Source organism: Trinickia camelliae (assembly GCF_053525655.1).
In genome coordinates, this window is sequence record NZ_JBCHAA010000023.1 from 40397 (window position 1) to 66098 (window position 25702).

Sequence of the window (25702 nt, forward strand, 5' to 3'; positions counted from 1 at the left end):
CGGCGGGAGGCATCATGAACGCGCCCGCCGATCTGCCGTTCATGCGCGCGGCCGCGGCGCTCAATGCGTATGGACGCAACGTGGCGCAAGCGGCGCGCTGGGTTGACCCATCGTGGTGCGCGGCGCTGCTGGGCGCCGACGCGGCGCAGCTGGCGTTCTGGCGGGCTGCTGTGGCGAGCGCGAGCGAGTCCGCGCTCGAAGCGTGCTCGCACGCGCTGGTGCGCGCGGCAGGCGTGCAGCCGCCCGCGCTCGATGTGCTCACGCAACCGGCGCTGCGTCCGGCCGCTGGCGCTTTGCAAAACGCTTCGCAGAACGTTTCGGCAAGGCCGAACGCCGCGCTGCTCGACGTGCTGCCCGCCGCCACCGGCTTGCAAGTGTTGCGCATGCGTGCGCTGTCGTTCCGCCGAGCCGAAGTGCGGCGCTTGATCGACAAGCGCACGCGCTCGCAGCTTTCCGAATGGACGGGCGTTGGCGTCGATCGTCTGACGCAGGACGCTCACCTCGCCGACGCGCCCAATATCGCGCTGCTTGCCGCGCGCGCCGCGCTGCCGCCGCTGACCGCGCTCGATGCCGATGTGCTCGCGGTCGAGGGTTGCGCGTTGCTCCTGCGCGATCTCGGCACGGCGCAAGGGGCATTGGCTGCACCGGTCGCGCAAGTGCCGAACACTGCGGCGAACACAACCGCGACCCGCGTGCCGTTTCCGCTGTTGCGCCTCGCGCTGCCGCGCGTGCTGCCGACGCCCGCATGGCTCGCCGCCGTGCCCGGCACCACCGACGCGCTCGGCACCGCCCGGCTCTTTGCGCGCTTGTCCGAACTGTTACCGGAGTCCGCATGGTTATTTGGTTGAGAGGCGCGCGCTCGGCCACGGGCGAAATCGACGCGGGCGACGCAAGCGCCGCAATCGCGCGCATCGGCGCGGCCGGCGATGTGATCCCGCGCGAGACCTTCGGCGCGATGATGTCGATCGATCAGGCGTACGCGGCGCTTGCGGAGGAACGCGACGCGATCCTCGCCGCCGCCCGCGAAGAAGCCGAGCGCATCGCCGAAGCGGGCCGCGAGCAAGCGGCGCAGATCGTCGAAGCGGCACAGCAGGAATACGATGCGGCCCGCGAGAGCGGCTACCGCGACGGCTGCGACCGCGCGCTCTCCGACTGGATGGAGCGCCTTGCCGACGTCGCCAACGCGCAGAACCAATTGCAGGTCCGCATGCGCGAGCGGCTTGCGGGCATCGTGTCGTCGGCGGTCGAGCAGATCGTGCGCGTCGAGCGCCCCGAGGCGCTGTTCGAGCGCGCGCTCGCAACCGTCGACCGGATCGTCGACGGCGCGACCTATCTGCGCGTGGCGGTTCATCCGGACGACTACGACGAAGCGAAGGCCGCCTTCGACCGACTCGCCGTGCGCTGGCGCGAGCTGGGCCAGCGCATTCCGCTATCCGTCGTCGCCGACAAGCGGCTCGACCCGGGCAGCTGCTTCTGCGAGTCGGACTTCGGCACCATCGACGCGGGCCTCGACACGCAATTGCGCGCGATGAAGAACGCGGTGTCGCGCGCGCTGAAGCGCTCGGTCGAAGAGGCGCAGACGCCGGACGGCAACGCGGATTTCGGCGCCAACCTCAACTCCGACCCCAGCACGACCGAGGCTCCCGTATGAGCTCACCTTGGCTCGCCCAGACCACCGACTTCGACCGGCTCACCGACGAGATCGAGCGCGAGCTGCTCGCGGTGCCGAACGTCGCGCGCGCGGGCAAGGTGCTCGAAGTGATCGGCACGCTGATCAAGGTCGCCGGCCTCGACGTGTCGCTCGGCGAACTGTGCGAACTGCGCGGGCCGAACGGCGCGCTGTTGCAGCACGCCGAGGTGATCGGCTTCACGCGCGACGTGGCCTTGCTCTCGCCGTTCTCGCGTTTGGAAAACGTCTCGCGCTCGACGCAAGTGATCGGGCTCGGGCGCCCGCTCTCCGTGAAAGTCGGCGATATGCTGCTGGGCCGCGTGATCGACAGCCTCGGCGAGCCCGTCGACGGCGGTCCGCCGATCGAATCCGACACGCTGCGTCCGATCTTCGCCGCGCCCCCCGACCCGATGAGCCGCCGCATGATCGAGGCGCCGCTGCCGACGGGCGTGCGCGTGGTCGACGCGATGATGACGCTCGCCGAAGGGCAGCGCATGGGCATCTTCGCGCCGGCGGGCGTCGGCAAGAGCACGCTGCTCGGCATGTTCGCGCGCGGCGCGTCGTGCGACGTCAACGTGATCGCGCTGATCGGCGAGCGCGGACGCGAAGTGCGCGAGTTCGTCGAATTGATCCTCGGGCCGGAGGGTATGGCGCGTTCGGTGGTGGTGTGCGCGACGTCGGACCGCTCGTCGATGGAGCGCGCGAAGGCCGCCTACGTGGCAACCGCGATCGCCGAGTATTTCCGCGACCGCGGCCAGCGCGTGCTGCTTATGATGGATTCGCTGACGCGCTTCGCGCGCGCCGGCCGCGAGATCGGCCTCGCCGCCGGCGAGCCGCCTGCGCGGCGCGGCTTTCCTCCGTCGATTTTCGCGGAGCTGCCGCGCCTGCTCGAACGCGCGGGCATGGGCGCGACCGGCTCGATCACGGCGCTCTACACGGTACTCGCCGAAGACGACAGCGGCAGCGATCCGATCGCCGAGGAGGTACGCGGGATACTCGACGGTCACATGATCCTGTCGCGCGAGATCGCTGCGAAGAACCAGTACCCGGCCATCGACGTGCTCGCGAGCCTCTCGCGCGTGATGTCGCAAGTGGTGCCCGATACCTACGTGCAGGCGTCGGCGCGCATCCGCGAATTGATGGCGAAGCACCGCGAAGTGGAGATGCTTTTGCAGATCGGCGAGTATCAGGCGGGCATGAATGCGGTCGCCGACGAAGCGATTGCGAAAGCCGATGCGATCAAGGCGTTTCTCTCGCAGCGCACGAGCGAATACGCGGCGCCGGGCGACACCGAAGCGCAGTTGTACGCACTGAGCGGGCTTGGCTGATGGGCTCGGGCGGCGGCATGAACGCAACGGCGAAGCGCCGCATCGTCGCGCTTGAACGTTCGACGGCGCGGCGGCGGCGCCTCGACGAGTCGCTGCGCGCGGCACTCGCCGCACAGCGTGATGAACACACGGCGCTTGAAGCAGCGCGCGACGCGAAGGCGCAGCAGGTCGAGCACGAAGCGGGCGTCCTGCAGCACTACGAGGACCGCATCGACGCGATGATGACCGGCACCGAAGCGTTTTCGCTGAACGATCTCAACGGCTGCCGCACTTACGCCGACATCGTCGCCGAACGCCTGCGCGCGAGCGAGGCGCAATTGGCGCAAGCCGAACACGCGGTACAGGCGAGCCTCGACGCGATCGCGAAGACGCAACGCGAGATCGCGCTCAATCTCGGCCGCATCGATCTCTGCGATGACCGCGTGAAGCAGATCCACCGCCAACAGGAAGAAGCCGCCGCCATCGCCGGCGACGACGAAGCCGAAGAAATCGCGCTCGCCCGGCGCTTCCAGGATCGCAGAGCGAGCGCATGAACGACATTTTTTCGGCACTGCCCGACCTCGGGAATTTCCTCGTCGGCTACGTGACGCTGACAGGCGTCTGCTCGCTGCGGCTGTTCATGGTCATGTTCATTTTTCCGCCGACCGCGGACGGCTTGCTGCAAGGCGTCACGCGCAACGCGATCGTCGTGCTGTTCAGCTCGTACATCGCGTACGGCCAGCCGATCGCGTTCATCCAGACGCTGCGCGGCGTCACGCTGATCGAGGTGGGTTTGCGCGAGGCGTTGATCGGCGTCGCGCTCGGCTATGCCGCGTCGATCGTGTTTTGGGTGGCCGAAGGCGCGGGCACGTATATCGACGACCTGACCGGCTACAACAACGTGCAGGTCATGAATCCGTCGCGCTCCGAGCAAGCGACGCCAACCGCGACGCTGCTCATGCAGATTGCCTCGGTGGCGTTCTGGGCGCTCGGCGGCATGACGTTCCTGCTCGGCACGCTATATGAGTCGTATCACTGGTGGCCGCTGACGTCGTCGGGGCCGAGCATGTCGAACGTGCTCGAATCGTTCGTGCTGCATCAGACCGATTCGCTGATGCAGACCATCGCCAAGCTCGCCGCGCCGATGATGTTCATTCTGCTGTTGATCGACTTCGGGTTCGGGTTTGCGGCGAAGTCGGCGTCGAAGCTCGATTTGATGACCTTGAGCCAGCCGGTGAAAGGAGCGGTGACGGTGCTGATGCTGGCGCTGTTTGTCGGCGTGTTCGTGGATCAGGTCAAAGAGCAGATCACGCTGAGCGGTTTGACGGCGGAGATGCGGGCGTTGACGAGCGAGCATCAAGGCAAGCCGTGAGATCGCTCCCAATGCTCGAACGCATCGTGTCCGGCATGCTCAGGCAGCCGGATTGAGCCACTCGGTCAAGCCTTCCCGCGCATTGAGCTCCAGGAATGCCGGCGTGGCGCGAAGCGTCTGGATATAGCGTGCAAGATTTGGCCACGTTGTCGCGGGACGCGGCATATTGCGGGTCCAGCGCAAGAGCATGACTGCGAGGAAGTCAGCGGTGCTCAAGCGATTGCCGATCAAATAGGTGCGGCCATCGCTAAGCCGTTGATCGAGGCGCTCCATGTCGGCTTCGATTTGTTCGCGTGAAAACTCTTTCACTGCCGCGGCGTTTGCCGGTGCGCCATCTTCGTCTGCATAGAACCAGTTGCGCATGGCCGGCAACAAACCGTTCGCGAAATAGATCATCAGCTCGAACCACTCGGAACGCTCGGGCGTACCCGGCTGCGGTGCAAGCCCGGCCTCGGGATGTCGTTCCGCAAGCAGCATCAACAGGGCAGTCGATTCTCTCCGGGGTATGCCGTCGACGACAAGGGTTGGCACGCGGCCGGCGGGATTCAGGCGCAGATACTCCGGGGCGTGCTGTGCGCCTGCGTCGATGTCGACGAGCCTTGCTTCAAAGGGCACGCCCAGTTCGATCAGCATCCAGTGCACGGCCATGCTTGCCGCGCCCGGGGAGTAATACAGAATGTAGGGCATGGGTCGGGTCCTATAGAAAACGAAAAAGTAAAGTTCACTATCGTAGCTTCGATAACACATCGAGCGCGAGTTGCGTCGAGCGATCTACCTGTGCGGCGTGCGCGATGCCAAGTTGACGCCAAAGGGCCGGACGAAGCGGTCGCACGACCATACGCGTGTCTTGCGCTGCGTTGACGCCGCCTTCGTGCGGAAGCAGCGCCGCGCCGTAGCCCGCCGCAACGAGACTTCGGATCGCGTCGTTATAGTTGAGTTCAATTCGGGCAGCGGGCCGTTGTCCGTCTGCGGCGAACCATTCCGTGGTCAACCGCGAGAGCTGCGTCGTCGAATCGTTGAGGATGAGCGGCCGCCCGGACAGCCACTTCGGCGTCACGCGAGCCGGGCATTGCCATTTCGCCGGCAGGAACGCCATGACGGGATCCCGCCGCCAGGGCTTGATGACGAGGCCTGTCGTGGCTGGTTGCGGCAGCGCAACCAGCCCTATATCGAGCGTCCCTTCTTTTAACCGGGTCAGCGTCTCTTGCGAGGTGAGCACCGCGATCTGAACGTCGATCGACGGATGTTGCTGCTCCAGCACTTCCAGCGCCTGCGGCAACAGATGCGCAAACGCGCCGGTCGATGCGCCAAGACGGACACGTCCCTCCAGCCCTTGAACTTGCCTCTGGATGTCGTCCAGCGCGAGTTCCGTATCTGCCAGAAGACGCCGCGCACGTGCGAGTAGCGTTTCGCCAATTGCCGTAGGGCGGACGTGGCCTCGCTTGCGCGATAGCAGCGGGGCGCCGATGCGGTCCTCCAGTTCCTGAATATGAAGGCTGACGGTCGGCGCGGCCAAGTGCAGGATGCGTGCGGCTTCGGCAAAAGAGCGGTGATCGGCGATCGTCACCAACGTACGCAGACGGTCCAGGCTGATCTCTCTCATTGCCGCACCATGATTCAGAAAAGCTGAATATACGCTTTTTTAAATTCAACTTTTCGTATTTCACTCTCGGTCCGAGAATCGGCATTCGCAATGCTCACCAGGGATCGAAAATGACAAATATCACGGAAGGTGTTCAGAGCAACAAGAACGCTCAATTGCTGGACGGTAAGGCGCACACGAAATGGTGGGTCTGTATGCTGGTGCTCAACGGGCTGCTGCTGACGCTGCTCTGGCTGTATCTTGAACCGACACCCCGTGGCGTGGACCGGGCATGTTTGAAGAACAAGATGAGCGACGCACACACCTTAGACGAGGCGTTCTTCCAGAGTCCGCCCGATCAGAACGCTATACAGCAGGCCATTCGTGCCTGTTCGCACTGACGTAAGCCAACGCATGCCGTTGAGCTTTGGTTGAGAAACCCGCCTCCGCGCGCCCCCGCTCACGCAAACCTCAATCCTCCTCAAATCCCGCCCGTTCATCAGATTAATTGAGAGTTCGCAGCAAACGTTTGACTACATTGACTCCAGCCGATCAAGCGCGCTTCAAACAGCGAACCCCGCGGCGCGCACTCAAAGGAGTCGATCCATGTTCTCGATGCTGTACTTCCCCGTTGTCGCCGCACTCGCCACGCCGGCTCCGTCCGGCGAGCGGGCGCTCTCGATCCGTTTTCTCGACGCGTTGCTGGGCGGCAAGCTGACTGCCGCAAGCCAGCAGGCGAGCCGCTGGGCCGACGAGGCAGGCGGCGACGAAAGCGCCGCCTACGGCTTGCAGCTGCACGCCGATTTGCAATTGATGCTTGGCATCGAAGTCGAGGCCGAAGAAAACTACCGCCGCTCGCAAAAGCTGATCCGCTCGTCCAAGCAAGCGATTCGCACGGCGTCGTGCCGCAACGCCGCGTGGCAGGCGTTCTTCCGGCACCGTCTCGGCACCGCGCTCGCCTGTTTCTCGCGCATTGCCGACGAATCCGAGAACGAAGCCGAGCGCGCGGCGGAGGCGCAATTCGGCATCGTCCTCGTGTTGCATGAACTCGGCCGCGCGAGCGAAGCGTGCGAGGCGCTCGACGAACTCGCCGCGCAGCTCGAAAACGGCCTCGCCGATCCGTTCGGTCATTGGCGCGACGTCGTCGCGACGCTGCGCTTCGAGCTGGCCGTGCAATACGAACTGCGCGGCGCGCCCGCATTGAGCGACCACGTCTACTGGCAGTCGGGCCTTTCGACCGACCGCCTGCCGGCAGGCGCCACCACCGCCGATATCACGGTCGACGGCCTCAACCGCGCGGTGCAAAGCGTGCGTTCGCCGCTTCTGCGCGCGCGCATCGACTACCTGCGCCGCCTGCGGCTCGCGGCGTGCGCGGACCGCGATGCGATCGGCGGCTTGCAAGAGCATCTGCTCTGGGCGCGCGAGCAAGGTCTCAACGACTATCAGCGCACGCTGCGCCTCGAGATCGCGCTCGCGACGCTCGCGGGCGCGGCGCCGAATCTCGCGCACTCGATGCTCGAGCCGCTGCATCAGATCGGCCGCAACGGCACGACCGGACACCGTCAGCTCGAGTACCTCTATTGCACCGCGAAGACGCGTCAGGCACAGGGCCGCGCGCAGGAGTCGCTGCAACTGTATAGCCGCTATGCGCTCGTCGCGATGCAATGCCTGCGCGAGAACTCGCAGGTGCGCACGCCGTTCCTGCAGCGCGCGGCGAAGGCGTCGCCCCAGCTCGACGATGTCGGCGCGCGCCTGCCGGCCAAGTATCGCCGCGCGTATAGCTATGTGCTCGAGAACCTCGACCGCCGCGATTTGTCGGTGCGCGAAGTCGCCGCGGAAATCGGCGTGACCGAGCGCGCGCTGCAGAGCGCGTTCAAGAACTTCCTCGGCCTGTCGCCCACCGAGCTGATTCGCCGGCAGCGCATGGAGCGCATTCGCGCGGAGCTGACCGACAAGTCCTATGCGAGCGAGCGCGGCGTGCTGGGCGCGGCGAGCAAATGGGGCGTGCTGAACCGCTCGACGCTCGTCAATGGCTATCGCAAGCAGTTTCATGAAGCGCCTTCGGAAACGCTCGAACGCTGACACCCATCGATTTCTTCACCACTTCGCTACCTTTCATCCACACGACACCATGAAACCGAAGACGCTGTTCTGCGCCGCGTGGCTCGCGGCGTCCCTCACGTGCGCGGCGCTCGTTCCGGCGGACGCGGCCACAGTTCGCTGGCGAAGCTCGGCCGTGCATATCGCCGTCGAAGGCAAGGATCTCAAAGACGTATTGCGCGATTTCACCGCGAGCCAGGGCGTGCCCGCGTCGATCGCAAGCGACGTGCAGGGCACCGTGACGGGGCACTTCGATATGTCGCCGCAACGCTTCCTCGATACGCTCGCGTCGACGTTCGGCTTCGTCTGGTTTTACGACGGCAGCGTGCTGTCGATCAGCGGCGCGAACGACGTCACGCATCAAGTGATCCGGCTCGATCACGCGTCGCCCGAGGATCTGCGCGCGACGCTGCGCACGATGAACATCGACGATCCGCGCTTTCCCGTGGTCTACGACGAAAACGCGGGCACGGCGCTCGTCAACGGGCCGCCGCAATACGTGCAGCTCGTGACCGAAGTGGCTCGGCGGCTCGACGACAACGCGGGCAGCAAGACCGGCTCGGTGATCCGCGTGTTCAAGCTCAAGCACGCGTGGGCCGCCGATCACAAGGTGCAGATCGACGGCAACACGATCACGGTGCCGGGCGTCGCGAACGTGCTGGCGAGCATGTATCACGCGAAGAAGGACAAGCAGAACGGCGATGCGCCATCGACGGCGACGTCGACGCCGAACATGCAGCGCGTCGCGCCGATGAACGATGTGAACGGCAGCTCGCTCGGCGGCGGCCCGCAACTGAATCCGCCGTTGCCGGAGAACATGCCCGAAGGGCAGGGCGCGACCCTGGGCGGCTTGATCAGCGGCAGCCCGCCTTACCCGGGGGGCGGCGGCAACGTCGGCTACGCGAGCGCGTCGCCGGGCGGCGGCGCGCAGTCGTCCGGTACGGTCGGCGGCGGCGACGTGTCGTTGCCGGTCATTCAGCCCGATCCGACGACCAACTCGGTGCTGATCCGCGATACGCCGCAGCGCATCGCGCAATATGCGTCGCTGATCGATCAGCTCGACACGCGGCCCAAGCTCATCGAAATCGAGGCGCACATCATCGAGATCGACGACAACTTCCTCAAGCAGATCGGCATCGACTGGCGCGCGCACAACAGCCACTTCGATCTGCAGACGGGGTCGGGCACGTATCAGCAGAACGACTACTCGACCGGCCAGATCAACCCGAACTTCGGCACCACCACGCTTGCCGACGGCACGACGGTCGTCAGTACGACACCGGTCGGCGGCGCGATCACGGCGGTGCTCGGCGATGCGGGGCGCTACCTGATGGCGCGCATCAATGCGTCGGAGCAGACCAACAAGGCGAAGATCGATGCATCGCCGAAAGTCGCGACGCTCGACAACGTCGAAGCCGTGATGGACAACAAGACGCAATTCTTCGTGCGCGTGTCGGGCTACACGTCGGCGGACTTGTACAGCGTGTCGACCGGCGTGTCGCTGCGCGTGCTGCCGATGGTCGTGCAGGAAAACGGGCAGACGAGCATCAAGCTGCAAGTCCACATCGAGGACGGCCAGCTGACCGGTCAGCAGGTGGACAACATTCCGGTGATCACGCAAAGCGATATCAATACGCAGGCGTTCGTCGGCCAGGGCGAGGGCCTCTTGATAGCGGGCTACAGCGTCGACAACAACGCGAACGGCGTGACCGGCGTGCCGGGGCTGTCGAAGATACCGCTCATCGGCGCGCTGTTCCGCTACAACAGCGATTCGCGCTCGCATATGGAGCGGATCTTCCTGTTGACGCCGCGGGTGCTGGATTTGTGAAGTGAGTGCAATGGGCGGCGCCTAGTCAAGCGCCGCCCGCGTCGTTGTCAGCGCTTCATCAGCGCCGCCAAAGCGGCGCGCCGAGAAGCGTGGCGGGGAAGGAGAACGAAGGCAGCGCAGTCGGGCTGTCTTTTGTTTTTTCAAGCGACGCCTTAGGCGACATTTCAGGTGTATCGAGGATGGGCTCGACGAAGTGCGCGACGATCTTCGGCGCGTTCAGCGTGCCGAGGCTCCATACGCTGACGGCCGCATGCTTCTCCCAGGGCTGCGCGCTGCGCGCGGCTTCGCTGTCGTCGGCATGCACGAGCGTTTCGCCGCTGGGCTCGACTTCGGCCAAGCCTGCCTCGCACAACTCGACGCGATAGCCGTGCGCATACATCGTGCGCAATTGCACGCCGTCCGCGCCATTCAGGCCCAGCTTCTTGCGCAGCTTGTAGATGTGCTGTTCGAGCGTGCGGCCCACGATGTCCTCGGTGCTGCTCCAGATCGTGGCCGCAATCTGCCGGCGGCTCACATATTCGCCTGCGCGCGAGAACAGCAGCCACGCAATCGCGAATTCGCGCACCGTCAGCTTGACGAGCCGATCGTGGATCAACACCGCGCCCGTGCGACGGTCGAGCCGGTAGGGGCCGAGCGTGGCCCAGTCGTCCGATTGCCCCGATTGCGTAGCAGGCGCGGCTTGAAAGCGGCGCAGCGCGAGCCAGGTGCGCGCGGTCAGCTCGCTGCGCTCGATCGGCGCGCGCACGACGTCGTCCGCGCCCGCTTCGAATGCGCGCTCGATGCTGCCGCGATCGGCGAAGGCGCCGACGACGACGAGCGGTGCGCGCCGATCGCCGTAGCACTCGCGGCGCGCGAAGACGGCTCGCGTCGAATCGATTCCCGTGGCGGCGTCGACGAGGATCGCGTGGTACTCGTCGCGATAGATCGCTCGCGACAGGGCGACGTCGTCGTCAAAGCGGCGGCACTCGATCCTGTCATCGGAAAAGCATTGGCAAATCAGATTGAACAGACTGCTGTTGTTTGTCATGACGGCGAATTTCAACATGCTCTCCAAGACTGATGGCCGAAGGTCTCGCTCCTGAAACGAAGTTGCTGACCGAAAATTACGGCTCTTGATTTATCAGGGCTGTAACCAATTGTTTCGATGTTGCATGCCACGCAAATGCTTAATCGTTGATTACGTGTTTAAGACGGGTTTGGTTCGGCAATTGAGAAAGGCGTTATGCGAAATAGCGGTAAAAAAGGGTGCGAATTCGGTATTGCGGTATCAATTGCAAGCATGATTTGCCTCCAGGTAAAAGCGACCGGAGCCCCGCCAGATTGCGCGCGACGCAAGGCTTTACGGCACCTTTCAGCGTTGCAAGCGGGGTTCAGCTTTGTTCAGCTTTGTTGAGGTTTCGTTTAACGGGTTGTTGTGCATCGCTTCGCGAGAACCTGAGGTTTATTGAATCTGTATTGCGAGCGGCTCATTAAAATCGTCGAGCAATGTCCGTAGAACGCCTCACTCGCCCATCTATTCCGTCCGAGTCCGCTCATGCCGTTTCTTCTCAATGCGTGGTATGTCGCCGCTTTTGCGCACGAGGTGCGCGCCGATGCGCCGCTTGCGCGCACCTTGCTCGACCGGCCCGTCGTGCTCTATCGCGATGCAGCACAGCGCGCGGTCGTGCTCGATGACCGTTGCCCGCATCGTTTCGCACCGCTTTCAAAAGGGCGGATCGTAGAGGGCATGCTCGAATGTCCGTACCATGGGTTGCGTTTTGACGCGACGGGGCACTGCGTGCATAACCCGCACGGCGATGGGCGCGTGCCGGCCGGCGCGAAGGCGCGGGCCTATCCGTCGCTCGAACGATACGGCGCGGTCTGGTTCTGGCCGGGCGATCCTCAACAGGCCGATGCATCGCTCGTGCCCTCGTTCGATTTTGTCGATCCCGACAAAAACCTGACGCACACCGGCTATCTGCTCACGCGCGCGCACTACCAGCTGAGCGCGGACAACCTGCTCGATCTGAGCCACTTCCAGTTTCTGCATCCCGGCACGCTCGGCAGCGAGGCGATTGCGCGCGGCAATATGCAGTCGGGCAGCGTCGAGGACACGGTCTGGGTACGCCGCACCACGCACGATGAGGTGTTGCCGCCGTTCGTCGCGACGGGCTTCGGCGTGCCGCCCGGCGCGCGCGTGGATCGCTGGATGGACGTGCGCTGGACGCCGCCCGGGCTCATGTCGATCGTGATCGGCGTGACCGGCGCGGGGATGCCGCGCGAAGCCGGCTTGATCTCGCCGTCCGCGCATTGGCTCACGCCCGAAACCGAGCGCACGACGCACTACTTCTTTGCGTTCGGCTTGCCGAAGGAAATGGGCGATGCGGGGCGCGAGCTCGTGCGCTATGCGGTCGAAGGGCTCATGCAGCCGTTCGAGCACGAAGACCTGCCGATGCTCGAAGCGCAGCAAAAGAGCCTCGGCGACAGCGACTTCTGGGCGGCGCAGCCAGCGCTCTTGCCGATCGATGCCGGGGCGATTCGCGCGCGTCGTGTGATGGAGCGGCGGATTGTGGAGGAGCGTGCGGCGGCGGGCACGGCGGCGGGTACGTCGAGTTCGTCGGGCACGTTGCGCGGCATCCGTGTGACGGTGACGGACACGTCAGGGGCCGGCTGATGGATTGGACCCTTGCGGAAAGTCCTGTTCAGCGTTCGCTCGCGGCGCTCCATCGATACGCGAGCGCGGCCGCGCCCGATGAGGTCTTTCTCGACGATTTGCAAGAACGTATCGACGCGGCGCGGCGGCGCAGCGTTCGTGCGCGTCCGCGAGCGCCGGATGCGGACCGCGACCCGCGCGTCCTGCTGCTCGGCTATAACGGCGCGGGCAACACGGGCGCCGATCTGCGCGCGATCGAAACGGTGATCCAATTGAGGCGCCTTCTTGCACCACGCGAGCCGCGCATCACGTTGTTCGCGCTCGGCGACTGCTTCGATCATCCCTCGCTTGCCTCGCTGCCGCGGCTGGCCTCCGCTTTGCCGTATCTGCCGGATGCGCTCGACGCCGCGGTCCAAGACGCCGACATCGTGATCAACGTCGAAGGCTCCACGTACACGTCGAAGTTCTCGGACTCCCTCGCGGGGACGTTGATCGGCGGGATCGCGCTCGCGCACGCGCATGGACGGCATGCGATCGCCTACGGTGTCGATAGCGGCGCGATGACTGGGGCGCTCACTCGCTTTGTCGAGCGCAATGCGCAAGGCGGGCTGGTGATGGCGCGCAACGAGGCCGCGCGCATGCAGCTCGCCGGGCTCGGCATTGCGGCGCAGCCAGGCGCCGATACCGCGTGGACATATCGCGCGCCGTCGAGCGCGCGTATCGCGGCGCTGGGGTCGCGCGTCGCGGCGTTGTGTCCCGCGAATCCATTCTGGTGGCCGGTTTGCGCCGACGCTGCGCGCGCACGCTCGCTTGACGCGCGTGGCGAGGCGTCGCCGTTTCGTTATGGGCCGCTGCATTTTCATAGCTGGGATGAAGCGCGTGCCGCGGCTTATGACGCTTATGTCGAGCGCTTCACCGCGATTGCCGAGGGTTTGCGTGACGAAGGCTACACGCCCGTGCTCGTCGGCATGGAGCAACTCGATCTGGCGGTTTGCCGCGATGTGGCCGCTCGCCTGCCGTTCGCGTGCGAGATCGTCGCGCGCGGGCCCGACAGGCTCGCCGATGTCGCGGCCGCCGTCGCGCACGCCGCGTGTGCCGTGACGACGCGCTATCACGCCGCCGTGCTGGCGATGTCGCATGGGGTGCCGATGTTCGGCTTGTCGATGGATACGCGGATCGCGCGCTTGCTTGAAGAAGCGGATTGCGCGCAATGGTATGCGGCTTGCGATGCGCAAGATGGCGCGCAGCATGCGTTGGCGAAGATCAGGAGCCTCGATGAAACGGCTAAGCGTGACGCGCTCGTCGCGGCGTTCGCGCGGTATGCGGACGCGCAGCGCGTGCGTTTCGATGAGATGGGGGCGCGGTTGTTGAAGGTGATCGAGAACTGAGCGCTAATCTGAGTGTTATCAAGGCGGGGTCTCTGCGACGACGCAACGTTTTGCGTCGTCCGCTTTCGCTTTCAATGCGCAGGCGTGGGTGTGGAGGTGATCCCTGCCGACAACGCGATAGGCGCGCTGCCTTTGGTTCGATAGATCATGTAAGTCGCCGAATACGGCACGAGCAGATGTGCGCCTTCGAGATCGCAATCCGGTTGCGGAGGCAACCCGCCCGTCGTATCGATGCGCTGGATCGAGCTGACGTCGGCAAAGCGGCCTTCGCGCGGACGCGGCGTGGCGATGTAGCGCGTGGTGAAGCGGGCCCACGTCAGCGCGTTGGCCGAGACTTGGCTCTCGCCTGCGGGATTGACGATCACGTAGCTGCCGTCGTACGACAGGAAGTAGTGGTTGGGAGCAACGGTGCCGATGCTCGTGCCGGCCGTGTCGATGAGTGTGGCTTCGGAGCCGGATTGCGTCCACAGAAGCTGGGCGCTTGGCGCGGTGGCTTCCGTTGCATTGGCGTCCGAAGGGGCGCGGCGGCAGATGTAGGTTTCGTCCCCGTGCGTGGTCATGACTTCCTGCAGCACCTCGTCGTCGCTCGCGCGCAGGTTTGCGGGGAGGGACTCGTTGGCGGTGGGCGGCGGCGCGGACGGCGTGGCGCACCCGCAAAGCGCCAGCATGCCGCCGATGCCGATGAGAGCGGTGAACCGGCGAACCGGAAAAGCAGCGCGTATGCGAAAGCCTTTCATGAGTATCTACACAGAGATGACGGACGATACCGCTATCACAACCGATTCCGCGCGAAGCCGCCCGATTCGATACGAAACGCTGCATGGGAAAACGCACACGTACCAAGCCTCTATCAACTCTCGTAAAGGACCCAATGAACGATTCAGCCTACGCTGTTCACGCATCGAAGCCCCGATTCCTCCAGCGCGTGGCTTGCGCTGCTGCGCTCATGGCGCTGGCATGCGCGGTGACACCCGAGTCTTCGTATGCTCAGGCCTCGACCACGATGACGAACATCTGCAAAGCGCGCGCGAACACCGCGAAGCTCGTCGCGCAAGACCGCGATGCCGGTGTGAGCAAAGAGGACGAACTACGCAAGTCGCGGGAGATGGCCGCGGCCATGCCGATCGGGCGGCAGGAATACGCGCTCGCGGAAATGGCGGCCTTTATCGACAAGCTCTACGGCAAATACGCGTCGATGCCGCCGCAGGATGTCTACACGAAGTATTTGGCCTATTGCGAGGCGCAGGCGTCGGGGCAGAAACCGCCGTATTGATCCGGCGCGGGTGGCCGGTGATGTGCGCGCGCGTGCTGCGCGAGGAAAGATTGCTTTTCGATCAACGACTTCGCTCGTCTATCAGCGAGTTGTCCACAGAGCTATGAACAAAATCTGTGGACAAATCGCGGTGGGAATGTGTGCTAACCGGATGCGTAAAGGCGCTTTAAGACGCTTTTCGCGTCGCGCGATAAAAATCCAATCGCGTCAATGCGTTGCTTTAGTTATCAGAGACTTTTCAACAGTCTCATGAACATTTCTTGGGGATAAGTTCGTCAACGGAAGGTGACGGCGCGAGAGTCGAACGCTGTCGCCGTCTCCTCAGCAATCACACTACGGCAGCGAAATCGTCAAATTCGCCTGCTCCGCGCCCGCCTTGATCAACTGCGAATACGGCGCGAGCGTCTTCGCCGTGCTGTCGCGCAGATACGCATTGAGCCCGATAAACGCACCGAGCGCGATGAGCGCGAACACCGCGCCGACCGCCCACATCGGCACTTCATGCTTCAGACGGTGCGCGACCTGATCGGGCAGCGGCCAATGCGGCGCGAACGGCGCGCGCTTGCCTTTCAAGTGCGCGATTTCATCGCCCAAGCGGGCCGTCAGATACGCGAGCTTTTCCGGCCCTTCGAGCAAATACTTGCCCTGAAAGCCGAGCAGCAGGCACATATGAAACACCTCGAGCGATTGCAGGCGAGCCGCGCCTTGCGCACGGCATTCCTCGAGATGCTGGTAGAACTTCTCCCCCGCCAGCTGCTCGCCGAACAGCACGAGCTGCAGCGGCTTGCGTTCCCAATCCGCGCGGATCTTGAACGTCGAAGACAGCACCGATTCGTCGACCGCCGCGCAAAACGCGAACTTGGCCGCGTACACGTCGTCGGCCGCGACGTTGAGCTTCTTCGCGCCGCGCTCGAAGTCGCCCAGGAACGACTGGATGCGCGCGCCGAATTCGCCGGCGTCGCCCGGCTCGTGACCGTTCTTCAAGAGGAACAGCATGAAGAACCCGTCGTACAGCAAATCGAGCAGCGAGCGCGCCTGGTAGTTCGGCTCGCTGACGGGCGCGGGCGGCGCGGACGGCATGCTGCCGCCAAAGAGGGAAGGCGCGTAGCTCATGATGTGACGGCGATCAGCTCGAGTTTGAGGTCGTTGATGCCAGACGGCGCGTAGATCATCGCCGACTGGGCCTGCAGCATGCGGTCATAGAGCGCGCTGCGCGATTCGAAAGCGAAGTAGCACGCGCCGGGCCGCACCGGAATCGCGGGCGGCACCTGCGGCGTATAGACGAGGCGCACGCCGGGCATCGCGGACAGCACCAGCTTGTCGACGTCGTCGGGCGCGCCGACCTTGAAGCGCGCGGGCACGGCGTCGATCAGCTCGACGGTCGGCATGTCGGCCGAGACGGCGATATAGAACGTGGTCTTGTCGTCGATCTTGCCGGAGTCGAGGCGGCCGACATGGAACGACGGACGCACTTCGTCGAGCGCGATCGCGAAGTAGCGCGTCGAGATCACCGTCTCCAGCAGATCGCGCAGGATCGAATCGAGCCGCGCGAAGCCCGGCCCGGGATCGTCGTGACGATAAGCGGGCAAGTCGGCGAGCGCGTAGCCCTTGGAGAACGTCATCAACTGGCCGGCCAGGCGCAGCAACTCCTGAAAGAGCCGCTCGGGATGCAGCGCCGCATGCTGATGCAAATGCGCGAGCGTCGCGAACGCGGCGCTGGCCGTATGCAGCAGCCAGAACGATGCGATGTCGCCGGAACGGAATTCGATGATGTTCTTGGTCGGCTCGCGATGAAAGCCGTAGAGCGCGCTGACCTTCGCCTGCAACGCATCGATCAGCTGGCGCAGACGCTGATGAAGAATCGGCGACGCCTCGATCGCGAGGCACGGCGGCACGAAGCTGTCGTCGATCTCGAAGCCGGAGGTGGCGGTGCGGCGCACGCGCACGAGCGGCACGGACAGCAATTGATCGCGCGGCTCCGTATGAGCGATCAGCTTGACGCTCGTCTTGAGGAACGTGATGTCGGCTTCGGCGGCATCGGTGAAGTGGTCGGCCACTGGCGCCTGCTCGCTCACGTAGCGCGAGATGAAGCCGGCGTCGGCGTTCTCGGCGTAGTTCGCGCCGGCCTCGCGCAGCGGATGCAGCGCGAGATAGAACGTGAATTCGCTGATGCCGTCGGGCAAGGTGTCGAGCGCGATCGGCGGCGGCAGGTTGTCCGCTTGCGGCGCGGCATAGAGCGCGCCGTCGGGAAACACGAGCGACAGCTCGCTCAAGCGCAGTACGTTGCTGCCCAGCGCATCGCGATCGAAGCGCACCGAACGCACGCCCCAGTTGTACGGCTGGATCGCCTGGATCGATTCAAAGAGGCGCGCCTCGTGATAGGCATCCTGCCGCTGGAAATGCTGCGGTCTGAGAAAGAGCCCTTCTCCCCAGAGCACCTTTGCCGAATAGCTCATGATGCCTCCCGCTGGGCCGCCCCAAGGGAGGCATCCGCCCCCTCGGGGGGCAGCGAACGTAAGTGAGCGTGGGGGTAGTCCATTAGAAACCCGTTAAATGCGTTCAGTGGTTGTGTGCGCTTGCGGTGCTATAGCCGCATGTTGTTGTCTTGGCCGGGTGATGAAATTGTGTCAAAACGCTTTCAATCCGGCGGATTAGCCGCAACTGACCGACGAGAGCATATTCAACTGCTGCGGCGGCATACTCGGATCGGCCGGTATCACCGTGCCGTTGGTAACGGTCATTGCGCAGTTATGCAGGCCGATCATTATGCCGGATTTCTCAGATTTGGCCGGATCGAATGCGAATTTCCAGCGCTGCAATGCCGGATCACGAAATAGCGCGACTACGCCGAATGCCTGCGCTTCACGCGAGACTTTTTCGGTGACGTTGTAACGCTGACCCGGTATCAGCGTGACTTCGCGCACGCTGAGCAAATCGGTACCTAAAGTACTTTTTTCCTTATTCGGATCGGTAAAAGTATCAAATGGCGCCTGCTGGAATGAGGTCGGGTCTTTCAGTGCATATAACCGGACCACGAGCGCCAGTGGTTTTTGATCGGTGGCGGCATTCAGGTTCGGCGCGGCCGCGAGCGTCAGGCTGACATTGCGCGGCGGCTTTTGTGCATCGGGCACGTCCGGCTTGCCGATACCCGCGGCCTGTAAGGCCGAGGAGGCGGCCGCGCCGAGCACGGAGACACCCGCGGCGCACCCCGCGAGCAGCCCGCAAAACAAGACCGGCACCCCGTAGCGTATGAATTGCTGCTTCATTTAATTCGGCAAGCCAAACCCTGCCGCCCCCTTAATTTGCACAATGCAGCCTTCGACAAAATCACATAAAAACGCACATATTCGGGCATCCCGCGCACCGGCTGCGCAGTGCCGTCATTCGAGGCTCTGCTCCGGAAAATTTTGCCGGGCATTCACTCGATTTAACAATTAATGCGGAAATAATTTCTTCGCTCTTTAGGCGAATTGCAAAACACATTCAACTCGGAATCGGTTTTTCACGTGAAAGTTGAATTATCAAAAATTGGCCTGTACTATACCCGCGCATTCGCCGCAAAGCAAAACTGCGGTTTCTCCAGTTTCTCCATGAATTGAATAAACCGCGCGCCGGTAATAGAACGATGAAACAGCGACTTATCTCTAGACTCTCCGGTGTGGTGCTTGCATGCGGCGTCATCGCAGGTTGCGCCACGCAAAACACCAATCCGGCGGCCACGCCTGAAGCCTTTAATAAGGCGCTGGCGGATGCCGATGCCGTTGCGAAATCGGGCGATCAGGATCGCGCTCTCGGCCTTTATCAGCAATTGACCAAGGCCGATCCGACGCGCGAAGAGCCGTGGTCGCGCATTGCGCAAATCCAGTTCTCGCAAACGCACTACGGTCAGGCGATCGTCGCGGCGCAAGAAGCGCTGCAGCGCGACAACACCGACCGCAACGCGAAGAGCGTGCTGGCCGTGAGCGGCCTGCGTGTCGCCACCGAATCGCTCGGCCAGTTGCGTCAGGACGCGGCGCTCCAGGGCGACGCGAAGTCCGACGCACAAGTGCTCGCCAAGCAGCTGCGCGACACGCTCGGCGAGGACACGCTCTTCCCCGACGAGGCCGAGGCGAAGAAGCCGGTTGTGAAAAAGAAGAAGTGGGTTCGCCGTCCGGCGGCGGTCGCCAAGGCGTCGAGCGATGCGGCGGCGGGCGCTGACGCGGCCGCACCGAAACCCGCCCAGCCTGCGGCAACGCAGGCGGCGCCGCAGCCGGCCGCGCCGGCCAAGGCAGCGCAAAGCGGTGGCGCTTCCGATCCGTTCAGCGCACTTCGCTGAGCAAACGCTGACATTCCAAATCCGAGGGCCGTGATGGCTAAGAAAGAAAGCATCCAAAAGCGTTTGCAAAAAGTGCGCCCGCCGCGCGTCCAACTGACGTACGAGGTTGAGCGCGGCGATGCGATCGAGGTGAAGGAGCTGCCGTTCGTCGTCGGCGTGATGGCCGACCTCGCGGGGCAGTCCGAAGTCGAGCAGCCGAAGCTGCGCGATCGCAAGTTCGTCAGCATCGACCGCGACAACTTCGACGACGTGATGCGAGGCATCGAGCCGCGCGCCGCGTTTCAGGTGACGAACCGCTTGAGCGATGCGGGCGGCAAGTTCGCCGTCGATCTGAAGTTCCGCTCGATGGCCGATTTCAGCCCCGACGAAGTGGTCGCGCAAATCGAGCCGCTGCAGCGCCTGCTCGAAGCGCGTTCGAAGCTCGCGGACTTGCGCAACAAGCTCGCCGGCAACGACAAGCTCGAGGACCTGCTCTCCGAAGTGCTCGCGAACACGCAGCAACTGCAGACGCTGGCGCAGAACACCGGCGCAGGCAGCGAAACGCCGGATCACGACAAGCCAAGCGAATAAGAACGAAGACGGGGGGTGTGAGATGAACCAGCAAACAGCCGCGGCCCAACTTACGCAAGTCCAGTCGGACGCTGAGCCTTCTTTGCTCGATCAGATCGTCGAGAAGAGCAAGGTGGCGAAGTCCGAGTCGGAGCATGCACGCGCGAAAAGTCTGATCGGCGAACTCGTGAATCAGGTGCTCGAAGGCACCGTGGTGGTGTCCGACAATCTGTCGGCGACGATCGATGCGCGTGTCGCCGAGCTCGACCGCCTGATTTCGGCGCAGCTTTCCGAGGTGATGCACGCGGCGGAATTCCAGCGCATGGAGAGCACCTGGCGCGGCCTCAACTATCTGGTGATGGAGAGCAATACCGGCTCGACCATCAAGATCAAAGCCCTGCATGCGCCCAAGCGCGACATCGTGCGCGACTTCAAGAGCGCGAGCGAATTCGACCAGAGCGCGCTCTTCAAGAAGGTCTACGAAGAAGAATTCGGCACGTTCGGCGGTGCGCCGTTCGGCGCGCTGATCGGCGACTTCGAAGTGACGCGCCAGCCGGAAGACATGTACTTCATCGAGCAGATGTCGCATGTCGCCGCGGCCGCGCACGCACCGTTCATCGCATCGTCCTCGCCTGAGCTGCTCGGCCTCGAGTCGTTCGCCGATCTCGGCAAGCCGCGCGATCTCGGCAAGGTGTTCGACACCGTCGAATACGCGAAGTGGAAGTCGTTCCGCGACGCCGAAGATTCGCGCTATGTCGGCCTCACGCTGCCGCGCTTTCTCGGCCGCCTGCCGTTCAATCCGAAGGACGGCGCGACTGCGGAAAACTTCAACTTCCTCGAAGACGTCGACGGCACCGACCATTCGAAATACCTGTGGTGCAACGCGGCGTGGGCTTTCGGCGCGCGCCTGACGGCGGCGTTCGACGACTTCGGCTGGTGCGCGGCGATTCGCGGCGTCGAAGGCGGCGGCTTGGTCGAAGACTTGCCGACGCACACGTTCAAGACCGACGACGGCGAGATCGCGCTCAAATGCCCGACCGAAATCGCGATCACGGACCGCCGCGAGAAAGAGCTGTCGGACCTCGGCTTCATCCCGCTCGTGCATTGCAAGAACTCGGACTACGCCGCGTTCTTCGCCGCGCAATCGGTGCAAAAGCCGAAAAAGTACAGCACCGATAGCGCCAATGCGAACGCCGTGCTGTCCGCGCAGCTGCAATACATCTTCTCGGTGTCGCGCGTGGCGCACTACTTGAAGGCGATGATGCGCGACAAGATCGGCAGCTTCGCATCGGCGCAGAACGTCGAAGTGTTTCTGAACCGCTGGATCTCGCAGTACGTGCTGCTCGACGACAACGCGACGCAAGAGCAGAAGGCGCAATTCCCGCTGCGCGAAGCGTCGATTCAGGTCGCCGAGATTCCGGGCAAGCCGGGCTCGTACCGCTCGGTCGCGTTCCTGCGTCCGCACTTCCAGCTGGACGAGCTGTCGATCTCGCTGCGGCTCGTCGCCGACTTGCCGAAGCCGGCGGGTGCTTAGTACTTGGTTGGATTGAGGGTGGGCTCTGCAATCAGAGCGAGCAGGGCCTGAGAGGTAGAAGAAGTAAATGAAGCCAGTGCATCCGGGCGGGCCGCCCGGATAGCTTGTCAAACCGCAATGCTCGGGAGTAACGAAGTTATGAAGGACATCTATTTAAAGTTTGGCAACCCTGCCATCAAGGGTGAATCCGCCGACAAGGACCATCAGGGCTGGATCGAAATCGATTCGTGGACCCACGCGATCACGCAGCCGCGCTCGGCGACCGCGTCGACGTCCGGCGGCCACACGTCGGAGCGTTGCGAGCACGACGACATGCAGTTCACGAAGGACATCGACGTCGTGAGCCCGCTCCTGTACCAGCACGCTTCGGGCGGCACCACGTTCGACGAAGCGACGATCGAATTCATGCGCTCGGACGGCGAAGGCAACCGGGTCAAGTACCTGGAAGTGAAGCTCAAGTACGTGATCATCTCGAGCGTTGCGCCGAGCGTCGTGGGTGAAGGCCTGCCGACGGAAAGCTTCTCGCTGAAGTACGCCGCGGTGCAGTGGAAGTACACGCAGCAGAAGGTCGGCGGCGGTCAAGGCGGCAATGCGCAAGGCGCATGGAGCCTGACGAAGAACGACAAGACCTACGCGGTCTGACGTTGTGACGTAAAGAGCGGCGCGCCTTTAGCTTGACCCTGAAGGCGTGGCCGCTCTTTGCTTCGCATCGCGGATTGCCACTGCTGATGAAACGCTTCGAACCGAGCTTCCTAGACAAGCTGTTCGATGACGAACCGCACGTGCCTGCCACGGCCACGATGCGGCAATTGTCGTTGGATGAGCTGAAGAGCACCGTCGCGCGCGATGTCGAGGCCATCTTGAACACGCGGATCGCGCTGACTGAACGCGAGCTTGCGACGCTGCCCGAGTGTCAGCGTTCGGTGCTCACTTACGGCCTGAACGATTTCGCGGGCCTGAGCCTCGCGAGCCACTATGACCGCGCGTTCATCTGCAAGTCGATCCAGCAGGCGATTGCGCGTCATGAGCCGCGCTTGCAACGGGTGTCGGTGGAGCTGGAGCTCAACGAGCAGTCGACCAATGCGCTGTATTTCGCGATCTCGGCGCTGCTCGTCGTGCATCCGGCCGAAGAGCCGGTCAGTTTTGACGCGATGCTGCAACCTTCGACGTTGCAGTATTCGGTGACGCGCTCGCGAGCGAAACTCTGAGCGCGCTCGTAAGGCAGTAACCAAGCCGTACCGGGGAACGATTGATGGAAGAATTGCTGCCTTACTACGAGCGCGAGCTGGCCTTCTTGCGGCGCGGCTCGCGCGATTTCGCCGATCGTTACCCGAAGATCGCCGCGCGCCTCGCGATCTCGGGCGAGCATTGCGAAGATCCGCATGTCGAGCGGATGATCGAATCGTTCGCGCTGCTCGGCGCGCGCATCAACAAGAAGCTCGACGACGACTACCCCGAATTCACCGAAGCACTGCTCGAAGTGCTTTACCCGCATTATTTGCGGCCGTTTCCGTCGTGCTCGATTGCGCAGTTCGGCGCGGCCGACGCGCACCAGCTGACCGAACCGGCCACGATCGCCCGCGGCACCGAGCTCAGAAGCCGCGCATTGCGCGGCGTGCAGTGCCGCTTTCGCACCGCCTACGACGTGACGCTCGTGCCCATTCGCATCGCCGAGGCGCGGTGCGTGCCGATCTCGATGGCGCCGAGCGCCGCGCTTTTGCCGAACAACGCGACGGCGATCGTGTCGATCACGTTCGAATCGACCGCGCCACAGCTCGACGTCGGCGCGTTGAAACTGAACACGCTGCGCGCCCACATGCACGGCGAGCAGTCGTTCATCGCGGCGCTCGCCGACAGCCTCTTCATCAACTCGATGGCCACCTACGTCGAAGCGGACCGCAGCGGCCAATGGAAGCTGCTGCGCACCGCGCCGCTCGCGCAAGCGGGCTTCGACGAGGCCGACGCGCTGATCGACTACCCGGCGAAATCGCACCCTGCGTATCGCCTGTTGACCGAATACTTCGCGTTTCCCGAGAAATTCAACTTCGTCGACTTCGATCTTGCCGCGATGACGCGTGCGAGCGGCCGCTGCCGGCGCGTCACGCTGCATGTCGTGCTCAAGGACGTGCGCAGCGATTCGCACGTCGCGCGCCTGCTCGAATCGTTGTCCGCGCAACATTTGCGGCTGTTCTGCACGCCTGTCGTCAACCTGTTCCAGCAGCACGGCGAGCCGATCCGCGTGAATCATCAAGCGGTGTCGTATCCGGTCGTGGCCGACGCGCGCCGTGCGTTCGCGTACGAGATCTACTCGATCGATTCGGTCAAGCTCGTCAAGCAGCGCGCGCATGAGGAAACGGTGACGGAGTTTCGTCCGTTCTATTCGCTGCATCACGGCGAGGCGGCGCGCGAGGGGCACTACTGGTTTGCGCGCCGCAACGATTGGGTCGCGCAGAACAGCCCCGGCTACGAGACGGAAATCTCCGTCGTCGATATCGACTTCGAGCCGGCTGCGCCGCAAACCGATACCTTGTCGCTTGACCTGACGTGCACCAACCGCGACCTGCCCGAATCGATGGCGGTGGGGCTCGAAGGCGGCGACCTCTTCTACGAAGGCGGCTCGCTCGCGGGCAGCATTGCGCTGTTGCGCCGGCCGACGCCGACCGTGCGCTTCGATCGCGGCCGCGCCGCGCATTGGCGGCTCGTCTCGCATCTGGCGCTCAATCACGTGTCGCTCGCGAGCAGCGGCTTGGCCGCGCTCAAGGAAATGCTCGTGCTCTACGACTTGCGGCGCACGGCGGTATCGGCGCGGCATATCGACGGGCTCGTCGGCATCGAGCAGCGCGCCGCGGTGCAGTGGCTGCCCGGCAAGCCGTTCGCGACTTTCGTGCGCGGCATCGAGATTCAGCTGACGATCGACGAGGAGCATTTCGTCGGCACGAGCCTCGCGTCGTTCGTGCGGGTCATCGACACGTTTTTTGGGCTGTACGTGCATTTGAACAGCTTTGTGCAACTGGTCGTCGTGTCGAAGCGCACTGGCGAGGAGATCATGCGATGCAAGCCGCGCAGCGGAGAATCGATCCTGGCGTAGTCGAACGCTTGCTCGACGAGCCGTATCGCTTCGAATTTTTCCAGGCGGTGCGGATGCTCGAGAAGTGGTTCACGCAGCAGGCGCCCGAGCACGCGAGTGCGCGGCCCGGGGACGTGCTCGCGCGCCATATTGCGTTTCGCAACACGCTGTCGCTCTCGTTTCCGGCGAGCGAACTCCACCACGCCACGCCTTACGACAAGGCGGGCGATGCCATTGCCGATAGCGCGAAGCGCGCCCAAGCGATCGAGGCAGGCGAGTTGGCGCGCATCGAGCTCACGCCGATGTTCTTCGGCCTGTTAGGCGGACAAGGCGCGCTGCCGCTTCACTACACAGAGCAGATGGTTGCGCGCGAGATGAAGCGCGACCACGCGGCGCGCGAGTTCTTCGACATCTTTTCGAATCGCGCCACCGCGCTCTTCTATGCGGCGTGGAAGAAATACCGGCTGCCGTTCCACTACGAACTCGACAAGGACGAGCGCTATCTGCCGCTGTTGCTCGCGCTCGCGGGGGTGTCCGATTCGCCGTCGCGCGCGAGCGTTCAGCAGGGCCGCGGTGCGCTCGAAGACGAAGCGATCGCGGGCTATGCGATGGCGGCGCGGCATCGGCCGATGTCGGCGGCTTACTTGCAGCGCACGCTGGCCGAGTATTTCGACGTGCCGGTGCGCGTCGAGCAATTCGTCGGCAAGTGGTACGACGTGCCGCCCGATCAAGTGACGTTGCTCGGCAACGTCAACGCCACGTTGGGCGCGACCGCGCTAGCCGGTGCGCGCGTCTGGCAGCGCGACATGCGCGCGCGGCTCGTCATCGGTCCGCTCAAGATGGCTGACTACGAGGCGTTCTTGCCCGGCGCCGAGCGCGCCGTCGCGCTCGAACGGATGCTGACGCTGCTCGCGGGCGTGACGCTCGAATATGAAGTGAAGCTCGTGCTGCGCCGCTCGGAAGTCGGCTCGATCCACCTCGGGCGCGGCGCGCGCCTGGGCTGGGACGCCTTCCTCTGCACGCGCGATGCGGAACTCGACCGCTCGGACGCTCGCTACGAACTTCACGTCATTCACTGACTGACCA

General features: G+C 64.0%; 25 protein-coding genes. 18 read left to right on the plus strand and 7 right to left on the minus strand.

Translation table 11 applies throughout. The features are described 5' to 3' along the window. Window positions 1–14: 14 nt before the first annotated feature. From AAHK20_RS29970 to sctT, 5 genes are read left to right on the plus strand one after another with little or no spacing between them, the layout of a single operon-like run. Window positions 15–848: a type III secretion protein HrpB4 gene (locus AAHK20_RS29970; RefSeq protein WP_449185128.1), complete on the plus strand. Its 834-nt coding sequence runs from the start codon at window positions 15–17 to the stop codon at window positions 846–848. Then, entirely contained in the window at window positions 833–1651 is an 819-nt protein-coding gene (sctL, locus tag AAHK20_RS29975) for a type III secretion system stator protein SctL (protein ID WP_449185129.1), read from the plus strand. Before AAHK20_RS29970 ends, sctL begins: the two co-directional genes overlap by 16 nt. After that, the gene (sctN, locus tag AAHK20_RS29980) at window positions 1648–2997 is read left to right on the plus strand and encodes a type III secretion system ATPase SctN (protein WP_449185130.1); all 1350 of its coding nucleotides are present in this window, start codon (window positions 1648–1650) and stop codon (window positions 2995–2997) included. The genes sctL and sctN overlap by 4 nt, the downstream gene beginning before the upstream one ends. Window positions 2998–3014: 17 nt before the next feature. Further along, window positions 3015–3530 carry a type III secretion protein HrpB7 gene (locus tag AAHK20_RS29985; RefSeq protein ID WP_449185131.1) on the plus strand — a complete coding sequence of 172 codons (516 nt, stop codon included), beginning with the start codon at window positions 3015–3017 and terminating at the stop codon, window positions 3528–3530. Next, entirely contained in the window at window positions 3527–4348 is an 822-nt protein-coding gene (gene sctT, locus AAHK20_RS29990) for a type III secretion system export apparatus subunit SctT (protein WP_449185132.1), read from the plus strand. Before AAHK20_RS29985 ends, sctT begins: the two co-directional genes overlap by 4 nt. A 39-nt stretch (window positions 4349–4387) precedes the next feature. Here sctT and AAHK20_RS29995 read toward each other — a convergent pair whose 3' ends face one another. Beyond that, complete coding sequence (locus AAHK20_RS29995; protein WP_449185133.1) at window positions 4388–5035, minus strand: glutathione S-transferase family protein; 648 nt, start codon at window positions 5033–5035, stop codon at window positions 4388–4390. Between the two features lie 37 nt (window positions 5036–5072). Beyond that, window positions 5073–5951: a LysR family transcriptional regulator gene (locus tag AAHK20_RS30000; protein ID WP_449185134.1), complete on the minus strand. Its 879-nt coding sequence runs from the start codon at window positions 5949–5951 to the stop codon at window positions 5073–5075. A gap of 110 nt (window positions 5952–6061) precedes the next feature. Between AAHK20_RS30000 and AAHK20_RS30005 the strand changes: the two genes are divergently transcribed. The 3 genes from AAHK20_RS30005 (at window position 6062) to sctC (ending at window position 9858) form a co-directional block, all read left to right on the plus strand. Continuing rightward, window positions 6062–6331, plus strand: coding sequence for a hypothetical protein (locus AAHK20_RS30005; protein ID WP_449185135.1), 270 nt, complete (start codon window positions 6062–6064; stop codon window positions 6329–6331). 205 nt (window positions 6332–6536) lie between these two features. After that, window positions 6537–8012, plus strand: coding sequence for a helix-turn-helix transcriptional regulator (locus AAHK20_RS30010; protein ID WP_449185136.1), 1476 nt, complete (start codon window positions 6537–6539; stop codon window positions 8010–8012). Between the two features lie 49 nt (window positions 8013–8061). Beyond that, on the plus strand, window positions 8062–9858 hold the full coding sequence (sctC, locus tag AAHK20_RS30015; protein WP_449185138.1) for a type III secretion system outer membrane ring subunit SctC: 1797 nt from the start codon (window positions 8062–8064) through the stop codon (window positions 9856–9858). A 58-nt stretch (window positions 9859–9916) separates the two neighbouring features. On the opposite strand, the gene AAHK20_RS30020 is transcribed toward sctC, so the two are convergent. Then, window positions 9917–10903, minus strand: coding sequence for a response regulator transcription factor (locus AAHK20_RS30020; protein WP_449185139.1), 987 nt, complete (start codon window positions 10901–10903; stop codon window positions 9917–9919). Window positions 10904–11392: 489 nt separating this feature from the next. Between AAHK20_RS30020 and AAHK20_RS30025 the strand changes: the two genes are divergently transcribed. Both AAHK20_RS30025 and AAHK20_RS30030 read left to right on the plus strand, forming a co-directional pair. Continuing rightward, window positions 11393–12511 (plus strand): aromatic ring-hydroxylating dioxygenase subunit alpha, encoded by a 1119-nt coding sequence (locus AAHK20_RS30025; RefSeq protein WP_449185140.1) that lies wholly within the window; start codon window positions 11393–11395, stop codon window positions 12509–12511. Next, window positions 12511–13878, plus strand: a complete 1368-nt coding sequence (locus AAHK20_RS30030; protein WP_449185141.1) for a polysaccharide pyruvyl transferase family protein — start codon at window positions 12511–12513, stop codon at window positions 13876–13878. Before AAHK20_RS30025 ends, AAHK20_RS30030 begins: the two co-directional genes overlap by 1 nt. A 71-nt stretch (window positions 13879–13949) precedes the next feature. Here the strand turns inward: AAHK20_RS30030 and AAHK20_RS30035 are convergent, their stop codons facing one another. Further along, window positions 13950–14615: a DUF3455 domain-containing protein gene (locus AAHK20_RS30035; protein WP_449185142.1), complete on the minus strand. Its 666-nt coding sequence runs from the start codon at window positions 14613–14615 to the stop codon at window positions 13950–13952. A 266-nt stretch (window positions 14616–14881) separates the two neighbouring features. Here AAHK20_RS30035 and AAHK20_RS30040 point away from each other — a divergent pair, with 266 nt between their 5' ends. Further along, window positions 14882–15151 carry a hypothetical protein gene (locus tag AAHK20_RS30040; protein WP_449185143.1) on the plus strand — a complete coding sequence of 90 codons (270 nt, stop codon included), beginning with the start codon at window positions 14882–14884 and terminating at the stop codon, window positions 15149–15151. Window positions 15152–15484: 333 nt separating this feature from the next. Here the strand turns inward: AAHK20_RS30040 and icmH are convergent, their stop codons facing one another. The 3 genes from icmH to tssJ form a co-directional block, all read right to left on the minus strand. Then, entirely contained in the window at window positions 15485–16264 is a 780-nt protein-coding gene (gene icmH / locus AAHK20_RS30045; protein WP_449185144.1) for a type IVB secretion system protein IcmH/DotU, read from the minus strand. Beyond that, a complete protein-coding gene (tssK, locus tag AAHK20_RS30050) occupies window positions 16261–17607 on the minus strand; it encodes a type VI secretion system baseplate subunit TssK (protein WP_449185145.1) in 1347 nt (448 codons plus the stop codon). Before tssK ends, icmH begins: the two co-directional genes overlap by 4 nt. A 195-nt stretch (window positions 17608–17802) precedes the next feature. Then, window positions 17803–18417, minus strand: coding sequence for a type VI secretion system lipoprotein TssJ (gene tssJ, locus AAHK20_RS30055; protein WP_449185146.1), 615 nt, complete (start codon window positions 18415–18417; stop codon window positions 17803–17805). 359 nt (window positions 18418–18776) lie between these two features. Between tssJ and AAHK20_RS30060 the strand changes: the two genes are divergently transcribed. The 7 genes from AAHK20_RS30060 to tssG all read left to right on the plus strand — a co-directional run bounded on the left by AAHK20_RS30060 (window position 18777) and on the right by tssG (window position 25695). Continuing rightward, the gene (locus AAHK20_RS30060) at window positions 18777–19466 is read left to right on the plus strand and encodes a tetratricopeptide repeat protein (RefSeq protein ID WP_449185147.1); all 690 of its coding nucleotides are present in this window, start codon (window positions 18777–18779) and stop codon (window positions 19464–19466) included. Window positions 19467–19499: 33 nt separating this feature from the next. Next, entirely contained in the window at window positions 19500–20036 is a 537-nt protein-coding gene (gene tssB / locus AAHK20_RS30065; protein ID WP_449185148.1) for a type VI secretion system contractile sheath small subunit, read from the plus strand. A gap of 22 nt (window positions 20037–20058) precedes the next feature. After that, window positions 20059–21549 (plus strand): type VI secretion system contractile sheath large subunit, encoded by a 1491-nt coding sequence (gene tssC / locus AAHK20_RS30070; protein ID WP_449185149.1) that lies wholly within the window; start codon window positions 20059–20061, stop codon window positions 21547–21549. Window positions 21550–21687: 138 nt separating this feature from the next. After that, the gene (locus AAHK20_RS30075) at window positions 21688–22191 is read left to right on the plus strand and encodes an Hcp family type VI secretion system effector (protein WP_449185150.1); all 504 of its coding nucleotides are present in this window, start codon (window positions 21688–21690) and stop codon (window positions 22189–22191) included. An 86-nt stretch (window positions 22192–22277) separates the two neighbouring features. Next, window positions 22278–22757 carry a type VI secretion system baseplate subunit TssE gene (tssE, locus tag AAHK20_RS30080; RefSeq protein ID WP_449185151.1) on the plus strand — a complete coding sequence of 160 codons (480 nt, stop codon included), beginning with the start codon at window positions 22278–22280 and terminating at the stop codon, window positions 22755–22757. 44 nt (window positions 22758–22801) lie between these two features. After that, window positions 22802–24637, plus strand: coding sequence for a type VI secretion system baseplate subunit TssF (gene tssF, locus AAHK20_RS30085; protein ID WP_449185152.1), 1836 nt, complete (start codon window positions 22802–22804; stop codon window positions 24635–24637). After that, on the plus strand, window positions 24601–25695 hold the full coding sequence (tssG, locus tag AAHK20_RS30090) for a type VI secretion system baseplate subunit TssG (protein ID WP_449185153.1): 1095 nt from the start codon (window positions 24601–24603) through the stop codon (window positions 25693–25695). Before tssF ends, tssG begins: the two co-directional genes overlap by 37 nt. The last annotated feature ends 7 nt before the right edge of the window (window positions 25696–25702 follow it).

Coding starts and splice junctions, on each gene's coding strand:
- AAHK20_RS29970 (WP_449185128.1), top strand. CDS start 15: ATGAACGCGCCCGCCGATCTGCCGTTCATGCGCGCGGCCGCGGCGCTC.
- sctL (WP_449185129.1), top strand. CDS start 833: ATGGTTATTTGGTTGAGAGGCGCGCGCTCGGCCACGGGCGAAATCGAC.
- sctN (WP_449185130.1), top strand. CDS start 1,648: ATGAGCTCACCTTGGCTCGCCCAGACCACCGACTTCGACCGGCTCACC.
- AAHK20_RS29985 (WP_449185131.1), top strand. CDS start 3,015: ATGAACGCAACGGCGAAGCGCCGCATCGTCGCGCTTGAACGTTCGACG.
- sctT (WP_449185132.1), top strand. CDS start 3,527: ATGAACGACATTTTTTCGGCACTGCCCGACCTCGGGAATTTCCTCGTC.
- AAHK20_RS29995 (WP_449185133.1), bottom strand. CDS start 5,035: ATGCCCTACATTCTGTATTACTCCCCGGGCGCGGCAAGCATGGCCGTG.
- AAHK20_RS30000 (WP_449185134.1), bottom strand. CDS start 5,951: ATGAGAGAGATCAGCCTGGACCGTCTGCGTACGTTGGTGACGATCGCC.
- AAHK20_RS30005 (WP_449185135.1), top strand. CDS start 6,062: ATGACAAATATCACGGAAGGTGTTCAGAGCAACAAGAACGCTCAATTG.
- AAHK20_RS30010 (WP_449185136.1), top strand. CDS start 6,537: ATGTTCTCGATGCTGTACTTCCCCGTTGTCGCCGCACTCGCCACGCCG.
- sctC (WP_449185138.1), top strand. CDS start 8,062: ATGAAACCGAAGACGCTGTTCTGCGCCGCGTGGCTCGCGGCGTCCCTC.
- AAHK20_RS30020 (WP_449185139.1), bottom strand. CDS start 10,903: ATGTTGAAATTCGCCGTCATGACAAACAACAGCAGTCTGTTCAATCTG.
- AAHK20_RS30025 (WP_449185140.1), top strand. CDS start 11,393: ATGCCGTTTCTTCTCAATGCGTGGTATGTCGCCGCTTTTGCGCACGAG.
- AAHK20_RS30030 (WP_449185141.1), top strand. CDS start 12,511: ATGGATTGGACCCTTGCGGAAAGTCCTGTTCAGCGTTCGCTCGCGGCG.
- AAHK20_RS30035 (WP_449185142.1), bottom strand. CDS start 14,615: ATGAAAGGCTTTCGCATACGCGCTGCTTTTCCGGTTCGCCGGTTCACC.
- AAHK20_RS30040 (WP_449185143.1), top strand. CDS start 14,882: ATGACGAACATCTGCAAAGCGCGCGCGAACACCGCGAAGCTCGTCGCG.
- icmH (WP_449185144.1), bottom strand. CDS start 16,264: ATGAGCTACGCGCCTTCCCTCTTTGGCGGCAGCATGCCGTCCGCGCCG.
- tssK (WP_449185145.1), bottom strand. CDS start 17,607: ATGAGCTATTCGGCAAAGGTGCTCTGGGGAGAAGGGCTCTTTCTCAGA.
- tssJ (WP_449185146.1), bottom strand. CDS start 18,417: ATGAAGCAGCAATTCATACGCTACGGGGTGCCGGTCTTGTTTTGCGGG.
- AAHK20_RS30060 (WP_449185147.1), top strand. CDS start 18,777: ATGAAACAGCGACTTATCTCTAGACTCTCCGGTGTGGTGCTTGCATGC.
- tssB (WP_449185148.1), top strand. CDS start 19,500: ATGGCTAAGAAAGAAAGCATCCAAAAGCGTTTGCAAAAAGTGCGCCCG.
- tssC (WP_449185149.1), top strand. CDS start 20,059: ATGAACCAGCAAACAGCCGCGGCCCAACTTACGCAAGTCCAGTCGGAC.
- AAHK20_RS30075 (WP_449185150.1), top strand. CDS start 21,688: ATGAAGGACATCTATTTAAAGTTTGGCAACCCTGCCATCAAGGGTGAA.
- tssE (WP_449185151.1), top strand. CDS start 22,278: ATGAAACGCTTCGAACCGAGCTTCCTAGACAAGCTGTTCGATGACGAA.
- tssF (WP_449185152.1), top strand. CDS start 22,802: ATGGAAGAATTGCTGCCTTACTACGAGCGCGAGCTGGCCTTCTTGCGG.
- tssG (WP_449185153.1), top strand. CDS start 24,601: ATGCAAGCCGCGCAGCGGAGAATCGATCCTGGCGTAGTCGAACGCTTG.